Source organism: Archangium gephyra, from assembly GCF_042230915.1.
GTDB classification, from domain to species: domain Bacteria; phylum Myxococcota; class Myxococcia; order Myxococcales; family Myxococcaceae; genus Archangium; species Archangium gephyra_B.
Window position 1 is genome coordinate 10,316,596 of sequence record NZ_CP102578.1, and the last position, 14,972, is coordinate 10,331,567.

The window sequence follows — 14,972 nt, forward strand, 5'->3', positions numbered from 1 at the left end:
CATTATGTTGGCCCCCCTATGTCACACCTCCTCCAACCCCTCCTGGAGCACGCCCGCAAGACGCCGGACAAGCCGCTGTTCTCGCGCCGCGTGGGGGACAAGTTCGAGCCGCTCACCGCCGCGGACATCGTGCGCACCGTGCGCCGGCTCGCCCGGGGGTTGATCGCCCTCGGCATCGAGCCCGGCCAGCGCGTCGCCCTGATGTCCAGGACGCGCGTCGAGTGGGCGCTGCTCGACTACGCCATCCTCGCCGCCGGGGCCACCACGGTGCCCATCTACGAGACCTCCTCCGCCGAGCAGGTGGAGTGGATCGTCTCGGACAGCGAGGCCGTGGTCGCCTTCTTCGAAACCGACGCCCTGCATGCCCTCTACCGCCAGGCCCAGGAGCGGCTCCCGGCCTGCCGCCACACCTTCGTCATCGATCAGGCGGCGCTCGAGCACCTCCAGCAGCGCGGGGACGCGGTCGACGAGGCCCGGCTCGACGAGCGGCTGTCCCAGCTGCGCGCCAGCAGTCTCGCCACCCTCATCTACACCTCGGGCACCACCGGGCGGCCCCGGGGCTGCGAGCTCACGCACGGCAACATCCGGACGAATGCCCTGCAGGTGCTGGACTACGCGGGCAACATCATCACCGCGCAGGACCGGACATTGTTGTTCCTTCCGCTCGCCCACGCGCTGGCCAAGATGCTCTTCCTGGCGTCCGTGGAGCGCGCCAATCTGGTGGCCTTCGCCAGCAGCGCCGGCAAGCTCACCGAGGAGCTGGCCCTGGTACGGCCCACGTGGTTCGGTACGGTGCCCCGGGTGCTGGAGAAGGTGTTCCAGACGGCGCAGCAGAAGGCCGAGCAGGCGGGCCGCGGGCGGATATTCAACCTCGCCGTGGACGCGGCCATCCGGTACTCGCGCGAGCAGTCCGCGGGCCACGTCTCGCTCGTGGCGAGGCTCCAGCACGCGGTGTTCGAGCGGCTCGTCTACCGCACGCTGCGCGCGGTGCTCGGCGGCGAGCTGCGCTTCGTCGTCTCCGGCGGCGGGCCCCTGCCCGAGCGGCTCAACCACTTCTACAACGGCATGGGCGTGAAGGTGCTCGAGGGCTACGGCATGACGGAGACGAGCCCCGTGCTGACCATCAACACCGACCAGGTCTCACGCATTGGCACGGTGGGCCAGCCGCTGCCCGGCACCACCGTGCGCATCGCGGAGGATGGGGAGATCCTCGTGAAGGGGCCCCAGGTGTTCCGCGGCTACTGGCACAACGAGGAGGCCTCGCGGCGCGCGTTCACCCCGGACGGGTGGTTGCAGACGGGAGACCTGGGCAGCCTGGACGAGCAGGGCTTCCTGCGCATCACCGGCCGCAAGAAGGAGATCATCGTCACCGCCGCCGGAAAGAACGTGGCGCCCGGGCCGCTGGAGGATCGCATCCGCGAGCACCCCCTGGTCAGCCAGGCCATGGTGGTGGGCGAGGGCAAGCCCTTCGTGGCGGCGCTCGTCACGCTGGACCCCGCGGCCTTCAAGCAGTGGGCCCGGAAGCACGGCAAGGAAGGCCAGCCGTTGGAGTCGCTCCTGGAAGACCCGGCGCTGCGCACCGAGGTGGGCCAGGCCATCGAGACCGCCAACCGCTCGGTGTCGCGCGCCGAGTCCATCCGCAAGTTCGCCATCCTCCCCCACGACTTCACCCTCGAGCGCGACGAGCTGACGCCCTCGCTCAAGGTGCGGCGCCACATCGTCAGCGCCCACTACGCCCAGGTCATCGAGCACCTGTTCGCGCACACGGGCGGGGGAGACTGAGCGGCCCTCAGGCGATGACGTCGGGTGGGGAGCCCATCGGCGCCCCCGCCGGGTCCGGCGCCTCGTGGATGCCCGGAGGGTTGAGTTCCGGCTCGGCCTGACGGCCCGGCTCCTCCATGGGCGGCTCACGCCGGGAGGGGGGCTCTATCTCCGGCGGCTGGCGCGTGGGCGGCTCGATCTCCGGCTGGTGCCTCCGGGTGGGCGGTTCGATCTCCGGCGAGGGCGTGGGCCCCGGCTCCCTCCGCTGCGGCTGCTGAGGCTCCGGCTCCTTCGTGGGTGCTCCGGGTGTCGTCGGCGTCTTCTCGGGCATCTGTCCCCTCCTTGGGTCACCTGGCCGCCAGGCCAGCGTCACCAATCTGCGCATCCAGGTGAGTGAAGGTATGAGGCGGCCAGGGAGGGAACCCCTCGCCCGCTTGCTGTCGCGCACGCCCGCCAGCCCCAGCTTGGGGACACTGGAGTTCCAAGGAGGGCAGGGAAATGAGAGTTCCGATGGGAGTACTAGGCTCGCTCGTGGGAGGCGTCGGATTGGGCGCGGGGCTCATGTACCTGGGGGACCCGCGCAGTGGCCGGCGCCGCCGGGCCGGAGTGCATGACAAGGCCCTTCACGCCGTGCACGAGACCGAGGAGGCGGCCCGCGTGGTGGCGCGCGACCTCGTCCACCGCTCGCGTGGTTTCTTCTTCGAGACGCTCCACCGGATGCGCCGGGAGGAGGTGGACGACCGGACCATCGAGGCCCGCATCCGCTCGGCGCTCGGCCGCGTGTGCTCGCATACGCACGCCATCCACGTGCGCGTGGAGCAGGGCCGGGTCCGGCTCGACGGAGTCGTCCTCAAGGCCGAGCACCCGCGCATCCTCTCGCGCATCGCGCACGTGCGCGGGGTGTTGGATCTGACGGACAACCTCCAGGTGTTCAAACAGCCGGGCAGCCATCCGGACCTGCAGGGCGGCAGCATCCGCCCCGGAGACCGGCCCGAGTTCCTCCAGCACAACTGGTCGCCCGCGGCGCGCTTCGTCGCGGGGCTTGGGGGCGCGAGCCTGCTGACGTGGGGCATCACCCGCGACGGCGTGGCCGGCGTGAGCGCTGCCTTCCTGGGCACGCTGATCACCCTGCGCAGCATCACCAACATCGAGCTCAAGCGCCTCACCGGCGTGGGCGGTGAGCGGCTGGCCATCGAGGTGCACAAGAACATCACCGTCCACGCGCCCGTGGAGGAGGTGTTCGGCTTCTGGCGGGCCATGGAGAACTTCCCGCGCTTCATGAGCCACGTGGAGGAGGTGCGCACCAGCGGCGAGGACCGCTCGCACTGGCGGGTGAGGGGCCCGGCCGGCACCGTGTTCGAGTGGGATGCCATCATCACCCGGCTCATCCCCCACCAGGTGCTGGCCTGGAAGAGCGTGGACGGCTCCACGGTGGAGAACGAGGGCATCATCCACTTCGAGTCCTTCAACAACGGCCGCTCCACGCGCCTGGACATCCGCATGTCCTACAAGCCGCCCGTGGGCGCGCTGGGCCACGCCTTCGCCCGGCTGCTGGGCGCCGATCCCAAGAAGCAGATGGATGACGACCTGATGCGGCTCAAGTCGCTCATCGAGACGGGCAAGGCCCCGGCGCGTGAGAGCGTCTCGCGCGAGCGGTCCTCTCCCTCCACGGCGGAGCGCCGCGGGCCCCGGCCGGTGCACTGACGGACATGCGCCGGCAACGGGTCGTGTAGAGATAGGAGCCACCGCATGCGCTCCCTCTCTACCCCCCGCCGCCTCCCGCTCCAGCTCCTGCTGCTCGCCGCCGCGCTGCCGCTGTCCTGTGCGCACGGCCCCGCGAAGGCCCGCCCTCGCACGGTGTCCGTCCAGGTGCTGGCCATCAATGACTTCCACGGCCACCTCGCGCCGCCCGCGGACGCCGCGGGAGAAATCCGCACGGGCAGCAACCCCGATGGCAGCCCCCTCCGGGTGAAGACGGGAGGCATGAGCCACCTCGCCCGGCACCTCGCCCGGCTGCGCGCCCTCGAGCCAAGGAACACCCTCGTCGTGTCCGCGGGAGACCTCATCGGCGCGAGCCCGCTCGTCTCCGCGCTCTTCCACGACGAGCCCACCATCGAGGCGATGAACCTGGCGGGGTTGGACCTCAACGGCGTGGGCAACCACGAGTTCGACAAGGGGACCGCCGAGCTCAAGCGCATGCAGACCGGCGGGTGCCACCCGGTGGAGGGCTGCCAGGACGGCACGCCCTTCGAGGGCGCGCGGTTCCAGTTCCTCGCCGCCAACGTGGTGGACGCCCAGGGCGCTCCCCTCTTCCCGGCCTACGCCGTGCGCGAGTTCGACGGCGTGAAGGTGGCCTTCATCGGCATGACGCTCGAGGGCACCCCGGAGATCGTCGACGCGGCGGGCATCCGGGGGCTCCAGTTCCGCGACGAGGCCGAGACGGTCAACGCGCTGGTGCCCCGGCTGCGCGAGCAGGGCGTGCGGGCCATCGTAGTGCTGGTGCACGAGGGCGGTGTCCAGACGGGCACGTATGACGGGTGCGAGGGCATCTCCGGGCCCATCGTGGACATCGTCCAGCGCATGGACGCGGAGGTGGACGCCGTCCTCAGCGGCCACACCCACCAAGCCTACAACTGCGTCATCGCCGGCAAGCGCGTCACCAGCGCGGCCTCCTTCGGGCGGCTCATCACGGACCTGGACCTCGTGCTGGACGCGGCCACCGGGGACGTGGTGGAGAGCACCGCGCGCAACGTGCTCGTCACCCGCGACACGGAGGGCGTCCCCGAGGTGCAGGCGCTCGTCGAGCGCTATGACGCCCTGGCCGCGCCCCTGCGCAACCGCGTCCTCGGCCAGGTGACGGCCCCGCTGCGGCAGCCAGACTCCCAGCGCTGGCCCTCGGGCGAGTCCACCCTGGGCAACATGCTCGCCGACTCGCAGCTCGCCGCGACGAAGGACGCGGGGGCCCAGCTGGCCCTGATGAACCCGGGCGGCATCCGGACGGACCTCGAGGCGGGCGGCGTCACCTACGGCGAGGCCTTCGATGTGAGCCCCTTCGGCAACTCCCTGGTGACGATGACGCTCACCGGCGCGCAGCTGCACACCCTGCTTGAGCAGCAGTGGGAGGGGAGCCTCGTGCGCATCCTCCAGCCGTCGAAGGGCTTCGGCTACACGTGGAAGGACTCGGCGCCCGTGGGCCAGAAGGTGGACCCGGCCAGCCTCCGGCTCCAGGGCGCGCCCGTGGACCCGGCGGGCCGCTACGGCGTGACGGTGAATAGCTACCTGGCCAATGGCGGCGACGGCTTCCGCGTCCTCACCGAGGGCACCGAGCGGCGCGGCGGCCCGTTGGACCTGGACGCACTGGAAGCGTGGCTGAAGGCCCACTCGCCCCTGGCTCCGCCCGAGACGAACCGCCTCCTCCGGGTGGAATAACCGGCAGCCAACAGTCGGGCCGGACAGCGGGCGACATTTGCCGTGTGGGGTACGGGCAACCCGCGAGCAGAGGCACCACATAGGGGCCATGCTTTCCTCGCGTCTTGGACTTCTGGCCTGTGCCGTCGTGTGCGCCCTGGTGACCGCCTGTGCGCACCACGTGCCCCGCTCCGACACCCACTCCGGTCCCCCGCTGGCCCCGGGCGAACACCAGCGCATCGTCAACGGCGTGCGCCTCTACTACCGCATCGCCGGAGAGGCCCCGGCGGAGCGCGCCCCGGTGCTCTTCCTCCACGGAGGCCCCGGCCACAACAGCTACAGCTTCGCCCGGCTGATGGGGCCGCACCTGGAGAAGGGCCGGCGCATGGTGTACCTGGACCAGCGCGGCTGTGGCCGCTCCGAGCGCCCGTGGGATACCCGCTACTCGCTGGAAGTGCTGGTGGCGGACCTGGAGGCGCTGCGCCAGGAGCTGGGCGTGGAGCGCTGGGTGCTGCTGAGCCACTCCTTCGGCGGGACGCTCGCGCTGGAGTACGCGGCGCGCTACCCCGAGCGCGTGGCCGGCCTCGTGGTGGTGAGCGGCTTCTCGGACGCGGAGAGCACCTTCGCCACCTGGAAGCGTGAGCTCGAGCGCCTCCACCCCGAGCGGATGACCGCGCCCGCCAGCGACACGGGAGATAACTCGGACTACGCGCAGGTGATGCGGGCGCTGCGGGGCATGGACGGACAGCGCTTCTTCGACCAGCTCCAGTTCCGCAGCCCCATGTACCAGCAGATGCAGGAGGCGGTGGACGCGGAGAGCGGCCTGCGCAACACGGGCGAGCTGTCCCGCACCCTCTTCGCCACCGAGCTGCTCCACTACCGCTTCTCGGCCGCCGCGCGTGTCACCGCGCCGGTGCTCGTCATCGGCGGCAGGTACGACCACTCCGTCGGCATGGAGAGCATGCAGGCCCTCGCGAGCTCCCTGCCCCATGCCACCTTCCTCGAGTACGAGCAGAGCGGGCACTACCCGTACCTGGAGGAGTCGGAGCGCTTCGCCTACGACGTGAACCAGTTCCTGTCGTCGCTGCCGTGAGCTAGGGCGTCGGGGTCCCGCGGCCCGCCGCGCCCCCCACCTCGGTGGTGCCCACGACCTGGCGCCGGGCCTCGTCGAACTCGAGATCCAGCAGCCTGCCCGAGCCCCGGGGAGCCAGGCCGAAGCGGACGCGCCAGTAGTTGGGACGCACCTGCACGGCCTCGGCGACCTCGGTCACCTCGTAGCCGGAGGAGACGGCGTATTCCTGGCCGATCCGGATGACGTCGTTGTAGCCCAGCTCCTGCTGCACGGAGTTGGACGGCTCCGGGTACATCCGGCGCTCCTGGGCCGGTCCGGCACAACCGATGCCGAGGAGGGTCGAGGAGAGAACGAGGGCAATGGCGGGACGGAGAGGGACCATGACAGTCCAAAGGTGAGCACGGCCCGTGCCAAGTGAGGCTCCCTCGCGACGCGACGAGAGCCCCCGCGCCCGGCACGCAAGCATTGCGGCCCGGGGAATCCCGAGCCGCAGCCGTTGCGCCACCGTCCCCGCTGGGGTGCTGCCTACTTGTCCTTGTTGGTGTTGAGCGCGGGCGAGAGCACCTGCTTGCTCACCACCTCGTCGAGGATGCCGTACTGCCGGGCCTCCTCGGCGCTCATGAAGTAGTCGCGCTCGGTGTCCTTCTCGATGCGCTCCACGGTGTGGCCCGTGTGCTTCACGATGAGGCCGTTGATGTAGGCACGCAGGCGGAGGATCTCCTTGGCCTGGATGTCGATGTCCGAGGCCTGACCCTGGGCGCCGCCGAGCGGCTGGTGAATCATGATGCGCGCGTTGGGCAGGGCGTAGCGCTTGCCCGGCGCCCCGGCGAGCAGGAGCAGGGCGCCCATCGAGGCCGCCTGGCCAATGCAGATGGTGGACACCGGACACTTGACGTACTGCATCGTGTCATAGATGGCCAGGCCCGCCGTCACCGAGCCTCCGGGCGAGTTGATGTAGAGGTTGATGCCCTTGTCGGGGTCCTCGGACTCGAGGAAGAGCAGCTGGGCGACGATGATGTTGGCCACATCATCGTTCACCGGCGTGCCGAGCATGACGATGCGGTCCTTGAGGAGCCGACTGTAGAGGTCGTATGCGCGCTCGCCCCGGTGGGTGGTCTCGATGACGAAGGGGATGTTCATGGCCTCCCAACACTAATCCGCCTCCCCGCCGGACGCCCGTCCGTTCTTCATGGACCGTGCTCCAGGTTACGCTCGGGGCCTACCCCGGGTGTCCACCATGAACGCCTCCGACATCGATGCCATCCTCTCCGCCACCCTGGAGGACCGGACGCTCACCCGCACCGAGCGGCAGGCGCTCCAGGCCGTCCTGGACGACCGCAAGGCGGGCGAGGCGGTGCTGGCCCTCTTCCGCTCCCGGGCGTTCGAGCTGGCGCGCGACTCGGTGAGTGACCCCCGGGCCCGCGAGGTGATTGGTTGGCTGGAGGACACGGTGAAGGCCCTGCAGCCCTCGCGCGAGCTGCGGGAGACGAGCCGGATGGAGGCGCACTTCAGCCCCGGGGAGGCCCCGCTGCGGGCCATCGTGCGGCTCATCGGTGAGGCGCGGGGCAGCGCGGACGTGTGTGTCTTCACCATCACGGACGACCGCATCACCCGGACGCTGCTGGAGGCGCACGAGCGGGGGGTGCGCCTGCGGGTGGTGACGGACGGGGACAAGGCGATGGATGCCGGCTCGGACATCCACCGGCTGCGGCAGGCCGGGGTGCCCGTGCGGGTGGACCGGACGGAGGCGCACATGCACCACAAGTTCGCCGTGTTCGACCGGATGCGGCTGCTCACCGGCAGCTACAACTGGACCCGCTCGGCGGCGGCCGAGAACCACGAGAACGTGCTCGTGTCCGATGACCCCCGGCTGGTGGTCCCCTTCTGCCGGGCCTTCGACGACCTCTGGACGGCCCTGGGCTGAGGTCCCCTGCCCGCCCTCCGCCCAGGCATGGGGCGGGGATTGGCCGGACACCCCACCCCACCCCACCCTGTGCTGCCGGGGGAGGTGCGCATGGGACTGTTGGGTGAAACGGTGGGGCAGACGGTGGGCGCCCTGTTGTCGCCGCAATTCCGGGCCCTCTCGGAGCTGCGCCACGCTCGCGCCCTGCATGCCGAGGGCATCTGCCTCGAGGCCGAGGTCGTTCCCGTGAGGACCGATCCACCCTTCCTCTCCGTGGCCAGCCGGCTCGCGGGCCCCGCCCTCGTGCGGCTCTCCACCGCCACCTGGCGCGGCGGACGCGAGTGGCCGGACATCCTCGGAGCCTCGGTGCGCTTCCGGCGCGACACGCGCCTCACCGAGGAGGCCTCACCCGGCGACCAGGACGTCCTCTGCTCCACCCTGCGCCACGTCTGGACGCTGGGCCCCGCCTTCCTCACCACCCACGTGCACGACTGGCTCCAGAACGACTACTACGGCCTCGCGCCCTTCACGGTGCAGGGCCTCGGAAAGACGAAGCTGCGGCTCACCTCGCCCCGAGGCCCCCAGCGGCAGGGCTCGCGGGTGGCGCGGCTGCGCGACGCCATGCACGGCGGCAATGCCCTGCTCACCTTCGAAGTGCTTCCGCTGGAGCACGGGCTGCCCCGCACCTGGACGCCCCTCGCCGACATCATCCTGCGCGAGGAGGTGGTGCTGGACCCGGCGCGCCTGCGCTTCAACCCCTTCCGCGATGGGCTCGGCATCCGCCCTCGCGGCTTCCTGCACGCCATGCGGCTCCCCGTCTACCGGCAGAGCCAGAAGGGCCGCGTCGAGCACTGAGCGGCGCGCTACTTCACGTCCATGATCATGAAGCGCTCGGTGTGCACGAGCTTGTCTCCGTGCTTCACCTCGAGCCGGTACTGGCCCGTCGGCCAGCCGTTGTTGGGCCGCGCCAGCGTGAAGGTCGCCGCCATCTTGTCCGCGGCCGTCACGGTGGCGGTGTCGATGGTGAAGTTCTTCGGCGCGGCCTTGCCCACGTCCTCGGCGATGAAGGCGCCCGTGAGCTTCGTGCCCGCCGGCGCCCGGAAATAGAAGGTGACCTTGGGCAGGCTGGTGGGCAGGACCATGCCCATGGGCTGGATGACCGCGGGGGGCTCGGCGCGGGACGGAGCCGGAGCCAGAACGGCCACGGCGGCACCGAGGGCGAGAACGGCGAACACGGACAGCTTCTGCGTCTTCATGGGGGCTCGCTTTCGAGGAGGGCCGGGGCACTATAGGCCACGGCCGTGCATGTTCCGGCTCAGGTCTTCACGGCCCGCTTGCGAGCCGGAGGCTTCTTCTGGGCGGGCGTCTTCGCGGCCGGACGGCTCCACGCGAGGCGGGCGTCGGATGACAGCTCCGCCTCTCCGGGCTCACGGGGCTCCATGACGACCTCGACCGGATCGCCCGGTGACAGCTTCGCCACCCGTTGAAGAGCCTCGTCCAGCAGCATGTAGAACTTCCTCCGCCTGAAGCCGACCTCCCCCTCGAAGGGGCTGCCATTCAAGCGGCCCTGGACGAAGTGACGCGGCCGGACATCCCAGACCACCGACGGGTCGAAGGGAATCTGGATGAAGACCATCCCTTTGTGCCCGGCTCCCACCACTGTCTCGAACTTCTCCTGGCGCATCAGTTCCTCGCAGACGACCCTGCGCCCCCGAGGCTCTCCGGAACCCGGGCCTCGCGCAACGATCACCAGTGGGCAATGCCGGACGGGGCCGTTTTGCCTGGAGGTGTCACGGTTCCTCAAGATCTCCCCATTCGACCAAGGGGACAGCCATGAAGACGATGCATCGGGTCCGGCCACGCCGTGGCACGCAGCGCACCCCCACGCCACCCGCGAGCCCTCGAGTGGACCCGGTAGGGATGCGCCGCCGGACGTTCATGAAGTCGGTGATGCTCGGCAGCTCCGCGCTCGCCCTCGCGGCCTGCCGGCAGGAGCCGGTGCCCCAGACGCCGCCCCCACCCGGTGTCTACATCCCCTCGGTGAACGAGGGGGAGAGCCTCTTCGGCTACCTGGAGCGCACGCGGGGCGGTTTCGACCCGACGCTCTACAAGCAGCTCATCGGCGCGGCCAACGAGTACAAGGAAGGGGACGAGGCCGCGCACCTGGCCGCCGCCGACGACACCTCCCGCGCCAACGCGCGCCTGCTCCTGTCCAACACCCGCATCGGAGAGCTGCGCGCCCACCCGCTCTTCGAGGACGGCCTCTTCACGCTCATCGAGCAGGGAGTGGACTCCGCCGCGGCGGACACGGTGAAGGGCTGGACGATGGGCGAGCTCAAGCGCTTCCTCCTCGACAGGAGCGAGGCCGAGCTCAAGGCCATCATGCCCGGGCTGAGCAGCGACATCATCGGCTGCATCGTCAAGCTGATGAGCAACGAGGAGCTCATCGCCGTGGGGAGCAAGGTCTTCAACCCGCTGCCCGGCAGTCACATCGGCTCCAAGGGCTACCTGGGCGCTCGCATCCAGCCCAACTCGCCCACGGACCACCCGGACGACATCCGCTGGCAGGTCTTCAACGGCTGGGCCTACGCGGTGGGCGACGTGCTGCTCGGCACCAACCCCGTCTCCAGCGAGGTGGCCTCGGTGCGGACGGTGGAGAACACGCTGCGGGACGTGCTGGAGACGTTCGGCATCGCGGACGTGATGCCCCACTGCGTGCTGTCCCATATCGACATCCAGGCCGAGGTGGAGCAGCTCGAGTCCGGCTCCACCGCGCTCTGGTTCCAGAGCCTCGGCGGCACCGAGGGCGCCAACCAGACGTTCGACGTCACTCTTCCCAAGATGCTGGCGCACGCGGCCCGGCGCACCGGCAAGTACGGCCTCTACTTCGAGACGGGCCAGGGCGCCGACGGCACCAACGGCCACGGCAACGGCTTCGACATGGTGGTGCACGAGTCGCGCAAGTACGGCTTCGCGCGCGTGCTCAAGGAGCGCGTGGCCCAGGCCCAGCTCGGCGCGGGCAGGCCCGCCGCTCCCTGGGTGCACCTCAACGACGTGGCCGGCTTCATCGGCCCCGAGGTGTTCCGCACCCGCGAGCAGCTCGTGCGCTGCTGCCTCGAGGACATCGTCATGGGCAAGCTGCACGGGCTCACGCTCGGCCTGGACGTCTGCTCCACCCTGCACATGGAGGTCAACCTGGATGACCTCGACTGGTGCCTGGAGCAGATCATGCCGGCCAACCCCGCCTACCTCATGGCGCTGCCCACCAAGAACGACCCGATGCTCAGCTACCTGACCACGGCGTTCCAGGACCACGTCCGCCTGCGCGAGCAGTTCGGCTACAAGGTGGATGACCGGATGTGGGCCTTCTTCCAGGAGCTCGGCATCCTCGACGCGGAGGGCCGTCCCACCGCGCACTTCGGGGACCCCGCGTGGGTGTACCTGCAATACCAGCGGCGCAAGGAGGACACGCGCACGGACGAGGAGCTGCTCGCGGAGGCGCGCACGCGGATGGCCGAGGTGCGCAAGCGCGGCGTGTGGCTCGCCGAGGGCCACGGCGTCAACACCTGGGACCTGAACCCCGAGCTGGACAGGGACATCCGCTACCTCTACGACGACGCGAAGAAGAGCATCCACGCCGAGCTGCCCGCCACCTTCGCGAGCACGCTGACCGGCGCCATCTCCGTGGCCACCGGCTCCAAGAACCGCGAGGACTACATCCTCCACCCTCCCACGGGCGAGCAGCTCTCCGACGAGGCGCTGGAGTCCCTGCGAGTCCTGCGGGAGGCGCAGGCGGGCCAGTACGACGTGCAGTTCGTCATCTCCGACGGGCTCAATGCCTACGCGCTCACGGACGAGGGGCACCTGCTGCCGTACCTGGAGCGGGTGCGCTCGGAGCTGACGGCCGCGGGCTACAGGGTGGCGCCCCAGCCCATCGTGGTCAGGTCGGGGCGCGTGCGCGCCGGCTACCACATCGGCGAGGTGATGTACGGCGCGCTGCCGGAGCAGGAGTCGCACCGGGCCATCCTGCACATCATCGGGGAGCGGCCCGGCTCGGGGCACCACGCCTACTCCGTCTACATCACCGCGCCCAAGGTGAGCACCTGGGCCCGCGAGGGCGAGGTGGACCACGACATCACCCGCGTGGTGTCCGGCATCGCCGACACGGCGCTCTCGCCCGCCACCGCCGCGGTGGACACGGTGAGAATCCTCCAGGGGCTCACCTCCTCCTGAGGCTCCTCATGAGGTGAAACGCACCGGGTACCGGGAAGCCCGTACGTCCCGCGCGAAGCGTCGGGGCATGGACGCAACCGCCCCACACAAGGCCAGTGGTCATCGCCCGCCCACACCCCATCTTTCCTGGACCACACGACACAGGGAGGGATGGGCATGAGGGGTGGAACCAGAGAAAAGTCTTTCCCATGGTGGCTCGCGGCGTGCCTCTGTGCGCTCGCCGCGGCACCCGCAAGCGCCTTCGATGAAGCGACGGCGGACCGAGTCCTGCTACACGCCCAACAGAAGCTGAGGGCCTCGGCCACCAACCCCGCGATTCCGACGAACATGTATCCCAAGGCCACCACCAACGGTCCTTGGAGGCTCGTCTCCAACACCGCCAACATCGACTGGGTCCAGGGCTTCTTCCCGGGCCAGCTCTGGCTCATGTACGAGCCGGGGCGGGATTTCTTCTGGCGCCTCAAGGCGGACGCCTGGACGCGCAGCCTGGAGATCCAGAAGAGCAACCCCGACATCCGTCAAATCACCCATGACCTGGGCTTCAAGTTCATGACGAGCTTCGGCCAGGCGTACCGGCTGACGGGAGATGACTCCTACCGGCAGCCGATGCTGACGGCCGCGGCCTCGATGGCCCGGCGCTTCAACGCCACGGTGGGCGTCATCGACTGCTGCGATTGGAATGACGGCGTCTGGCATGTGCCCACCGTCACGGACACGATGATGGACCTGGAGCTGCTCTTCTGGGGCGCCCGGAACGGCGGCAATACCGCCTGGAACGACATGGCGCTCCGCCATGCCCTGAGGACCCTGAACGACATGGTGCGCGCCGACGGCGGCACCTTCCACGTGGTGGACTACAGCACCTCGGGCACCATCCTCTCCCGAGGCACGTTCCAGGGCTACTCCAACAGCTCCACCTGGGCCCGCGGACAGGCCTGGGCCATCTACGGCTTCACCATGGCGTACCGGTACACGCGGGACGCGCGCATGCTGCAGGGCGCCCAGCGCACCGCCGAGTACTACCTGGCCCGGCTGCCCGCGGACTCCATCCCCAACTGGGACTTCAACGCGCCAGCGGACCAGCAGCAGAAGGACTCCTCGGCCGCCGCCGTCGTCGCCTCGGCGCTCCAGGAGCTGAGCCTGTACGTCAGCGACCCGGCCGTGGCCCAGCGCTACCGCAACGCGGCCCTGGCCATGCTCGACACCCTCAGCTCGCCGGCCTACCTCACCCCCGCCACCAGCGACTTCCCGGGCATCCTCCAGCACGGTGTCGCCTTCTACAAGACGGCCATCAAGCCGAGCGGGGAGGACATCGACAAGAGCCTCATCTACTCGGACTACTACTTCGTCGAGGCGGTGAACCGCTTCAAGCTGTTGAACGCGGGCGGCTGGCTGTCGACGCTCGGCTTCCCCGGGAGCGTGCATGACCTGGGAACGGGCAACACCGGGGTGCGGGTGGTCGAGTTCGACGTGACGCCGCTCAGCAAGTTCATCGACGCCGTCGTCGGCTACGCGGACACCTCCACCAACGTCACCACCTACGCCGGCCTGCCCATGAGCCTCCGCATGAACCCGAGCGGCTTCTTCGACGTGCGCCGGGGCGCTGACTACGCCGCGCTCGCCAGCGTGCCCTACGAGGCGAATACCACGTACCACGTGCGCATGCGGGCGGACCTGAACGCGAGGACGTACAGCGTCTGGGTGACGCCGCCCGGAGGCACCGAGGTGCTCCTGGCCGACCGCTTCGCCTTCCGCTCCGACGCGCCTGCCACCGATGACCTCGGCAAGGTGGTGCTCAAGAGCGGCCACTTCGACTACGAGTTCCGGGTCCGCAACCACAGCGTGAGGCCCGAGGGCGGCGTGGCCGAATGGCTCTCGTCGCTCAGCTTCACCGGGAGCGTGCATGACCTGGGGACGGGCAACACCGGGCTGCGGGTGACCGAGTTCGATGTGACGCCGCTCGCCAAACCCATCGATGGCGTCATCGGCTACGCGGACACGTCCACCACCGTCACCGGCTACTCCAGCTTGGCCATGGCCATCCGCATGAACAACACCGGCTTCTTCGACGTGCGCCGGGGCGGGGAGTATGCCGCGCTCGCCAGCGTGCCCTACCAAGCCAATGCCACCTACCACGTGCGCATGCGGACGGACCTCGGCGCGAAGACGTACAGCGTCTGGGTGACACCTCCCGGAGGCACCGAGGTGCTCCTGGCCGACCGCTTCGCCTTCCGCTCCGACGCGCCTCCCACCGATGACCTCGGCAAAGTGGCGCTCAAGAGCAGCGTGAGCGAGGCCGATTTCCGGGTGCGCGGACACACCGTCAGGGCCGAGAGCGCTCCCGCGGCGCCCGACGTCCCGGACGAGCCCGTGCCGGACTCTCCGGAGCGGATTGCCCCCATCGACGAGCCGGAGTCCAACGACGGCTTGCTGGGCTGCGCCGCGGCGTCGGGCACCCCGTTCGCGGCCGCCACCCTGCTGCTGACGTTGCTGAGGGCGGGCCAGCGCCGCCGGCGCCGGTAGGCACGCCGGTAGGCACCGGGGACCGCGAGAGCCGTCGGCCCGGGTCTTGCGAAGAAACCACCGTGGACGGAG

The 14,972-nt window shown here is 70.0% G+C and carries 13 protein-coding genes; 8 read left to right on the forward strand and 5 right to left on the reverse strand.

What is annotated here, in order from left to right; translation table 11 throughout:
- The first annotated feature begins 18 nt into the window (after positions 1-18).
- Entirely contained in the window at positions 19-1,782 is a 1,764-nt protein-coding gene (locus NR798_RS40610; RefSeq protein ID WP_375767957.1) for an AMP-dependent synthetase/ligase, read from the forward strand.
- A gap of 7 nt (positions 1,783-1,789) precedes the next feature.
- Here the strand turns inward: NR798_RS40610 and NR798_RS40615 are convergent, their stop codons facing one another.
- On the reverse strand, positions 1,790-2,092 hold the full coding sequence (locus NR798_RS40615) for a hypothetical protein (protein ID WP_375767958.1): 303 nt from the start codon (positions 2,090-2,092) through the stop codon (positions 1,790-1,792).
- A 179-nt stretch (positions 2,093-2,271) separates the two neighbouring features.
- Between NR798_RS40615 and NR798_RS40620 the strand changes: the two genes are divergently transcribed.
- From NR798_RS40620 to NR798_RS40630, 3 genes are all read left to right on the forward strand, one after another.
- Positions 2,272-3,465 (forward strand): SRPBCC family protein, encoded by a 1,194-nt coding sequence (locus NR798_RS40620; RefSeq protein ID WP_375767959.1) that lies wholly within the window; start codon positions 2,272-2,274, stop codon positions 3,463-3,465.
- Positions 3,466-3,510: 45 nt separating this feature from the next.
- A complete protein-coding gene (locus NR798_RS40625; protein WP_375767960.1) occupies positions 3,511-5,190 on the forward strand; it encodes a bifunctional metallophosphatase/5'-nucleotidase in 1,680 nt (559 codons plus the stop codon).
- Between the two features lie 88 nt (positions 5,191-5,278).
- Positions 5,279-6,262 carry an alpha/beta fold hydrolase gene (locus NR798_RS40630; RefSeq protein WP_375767961.1) on the forward strand — a complete coding sequence of 328 codons (984 nt, stop codon included), beginning with the start codon at positions 5,279-5,281 and terminating at the stop codon, positions 6,260-6,262.
- A 1-nt stretch (position 6,263) separates the two neighbouring features.
- Here the strand turns inward: NR798_RS40630 and NR798_RS40635 are convergent, their stop codons facing one another.
- Together NR798_RS40635 and clpP are read right to left on the reverse strand one after the other, a co-directional pair.
- Positions 6,264-6,623 (reverse strand): hypothetical protein, encoded by a 360-nt coding sequence (locus NR798_RS40635; protein WP_375767962.1) that lies wholly within the window; start codon positions 6,621-6,623, stop codon positions 6,264-6,266.
- A gap of 143 nt (positions 6,624-6,766) precedes the next feature.
- The gene (gene clpP, locus NR798_RS40640) at positions 6,767-7,381 is read right to left on the reverse strand and encodes an ATP-dependent Clp endopeptidase proteolytic subunit ClpP (RefSeq protein WP_375767963.1); all 615 of its coding nucleotides are present in this window, start codon (positions 7,379-7,381) and stop codon (positions 6,767-6,769) included.
- 97 nt (positions 7,382-7,478) lie between these two features.
- Here clpP and NR798_RS40645 point away from each other — a divergent pair, with 97 nt between their 5' ends.
- Positions 7,479-8,165, forward strand: coding sequence for a phospholipase D-like domain-containing protein (locus NR798_RS40645; RefSeq protein ID WP_375767964.1), 687 nt, complete (start codon positions 7,479-7,481; stop codon positions 8,163-8,165).
- Positions 8,166-8,255: 90 nt separating this feature from the next.
- Complete coding sequence (locus NR798_RS40650) at positions 8,256-8,999, forward strand: hypothetical protein (protein WP_375767965.1); 744 nt, start codon at positions 8,256-8,258, stop codon at positions 8,997-8,999.
- 8 nt (positions 9,000-9,007) lie between these two features.
- On the opposite strand, the gene NR798_RS40655 is transcribed toward NR798_RS40650, so the two are convergent.
- Together NR798_RS40655 and NR798_RS40660 are read right to left on the reverse strand one after the other, a co-directional pair.
- Positions 9,008-9,400: a hypothetical protein gene (locus tag NR798_RS40655; RefSeq protein ID WP_375767966.1), complete on the reverse strand. Its 393-nt coding sequence runs from the start codon at positions 9,398-9,400 to the stop codon at positions 9,008-9,010.
- 59 nt (positions 9,401-9,459) lie between these two features.
- On the reverse strand, positions 9,460-9,828 hold the full coding sequence (locus NR798_RS40660; protein WP_375767967.1) for a DUF1905 domain-containing protein: 369 nt from the start codon (positions 9,826-9,828) through the stop codon (positions 9,460-9,462).
- A 149-nt stretch (positions 9,829-9,977) separates the two neighbouring features.
- On the opposite strand from NR798_RS40660, the gene eutB reads away from it, so the two are divergent.
- Together eutB and NR798_RS40670 are read left to right on the forward strand one after the other, a co-directional pair.
- Positions 9,978-12,377, forward strand: coding sequence for an ethanolamine ammonia-lyase subunit EutB (gene eutB / locus NR798_RS40665; protein WP_375767968.1), 2,400 nt, complete (start codon positions 9,978-9,980; stop codon positions 12,375-12,377).
- A 327-nt stretch (positions 12,378-12,704) separates the two neighbouring features.
- A complete protein-coding gene (locus NR798_RS40670) occupies positions 12,705-14,900 on the forward strand; it encodes a glucuronyl hydrolase (protein ID WP_375767969.1) in 2,196 nt (731 codons plus the stop codon).
- Positions 14,901-14,972: the final 72 nt, after the last annotated feature.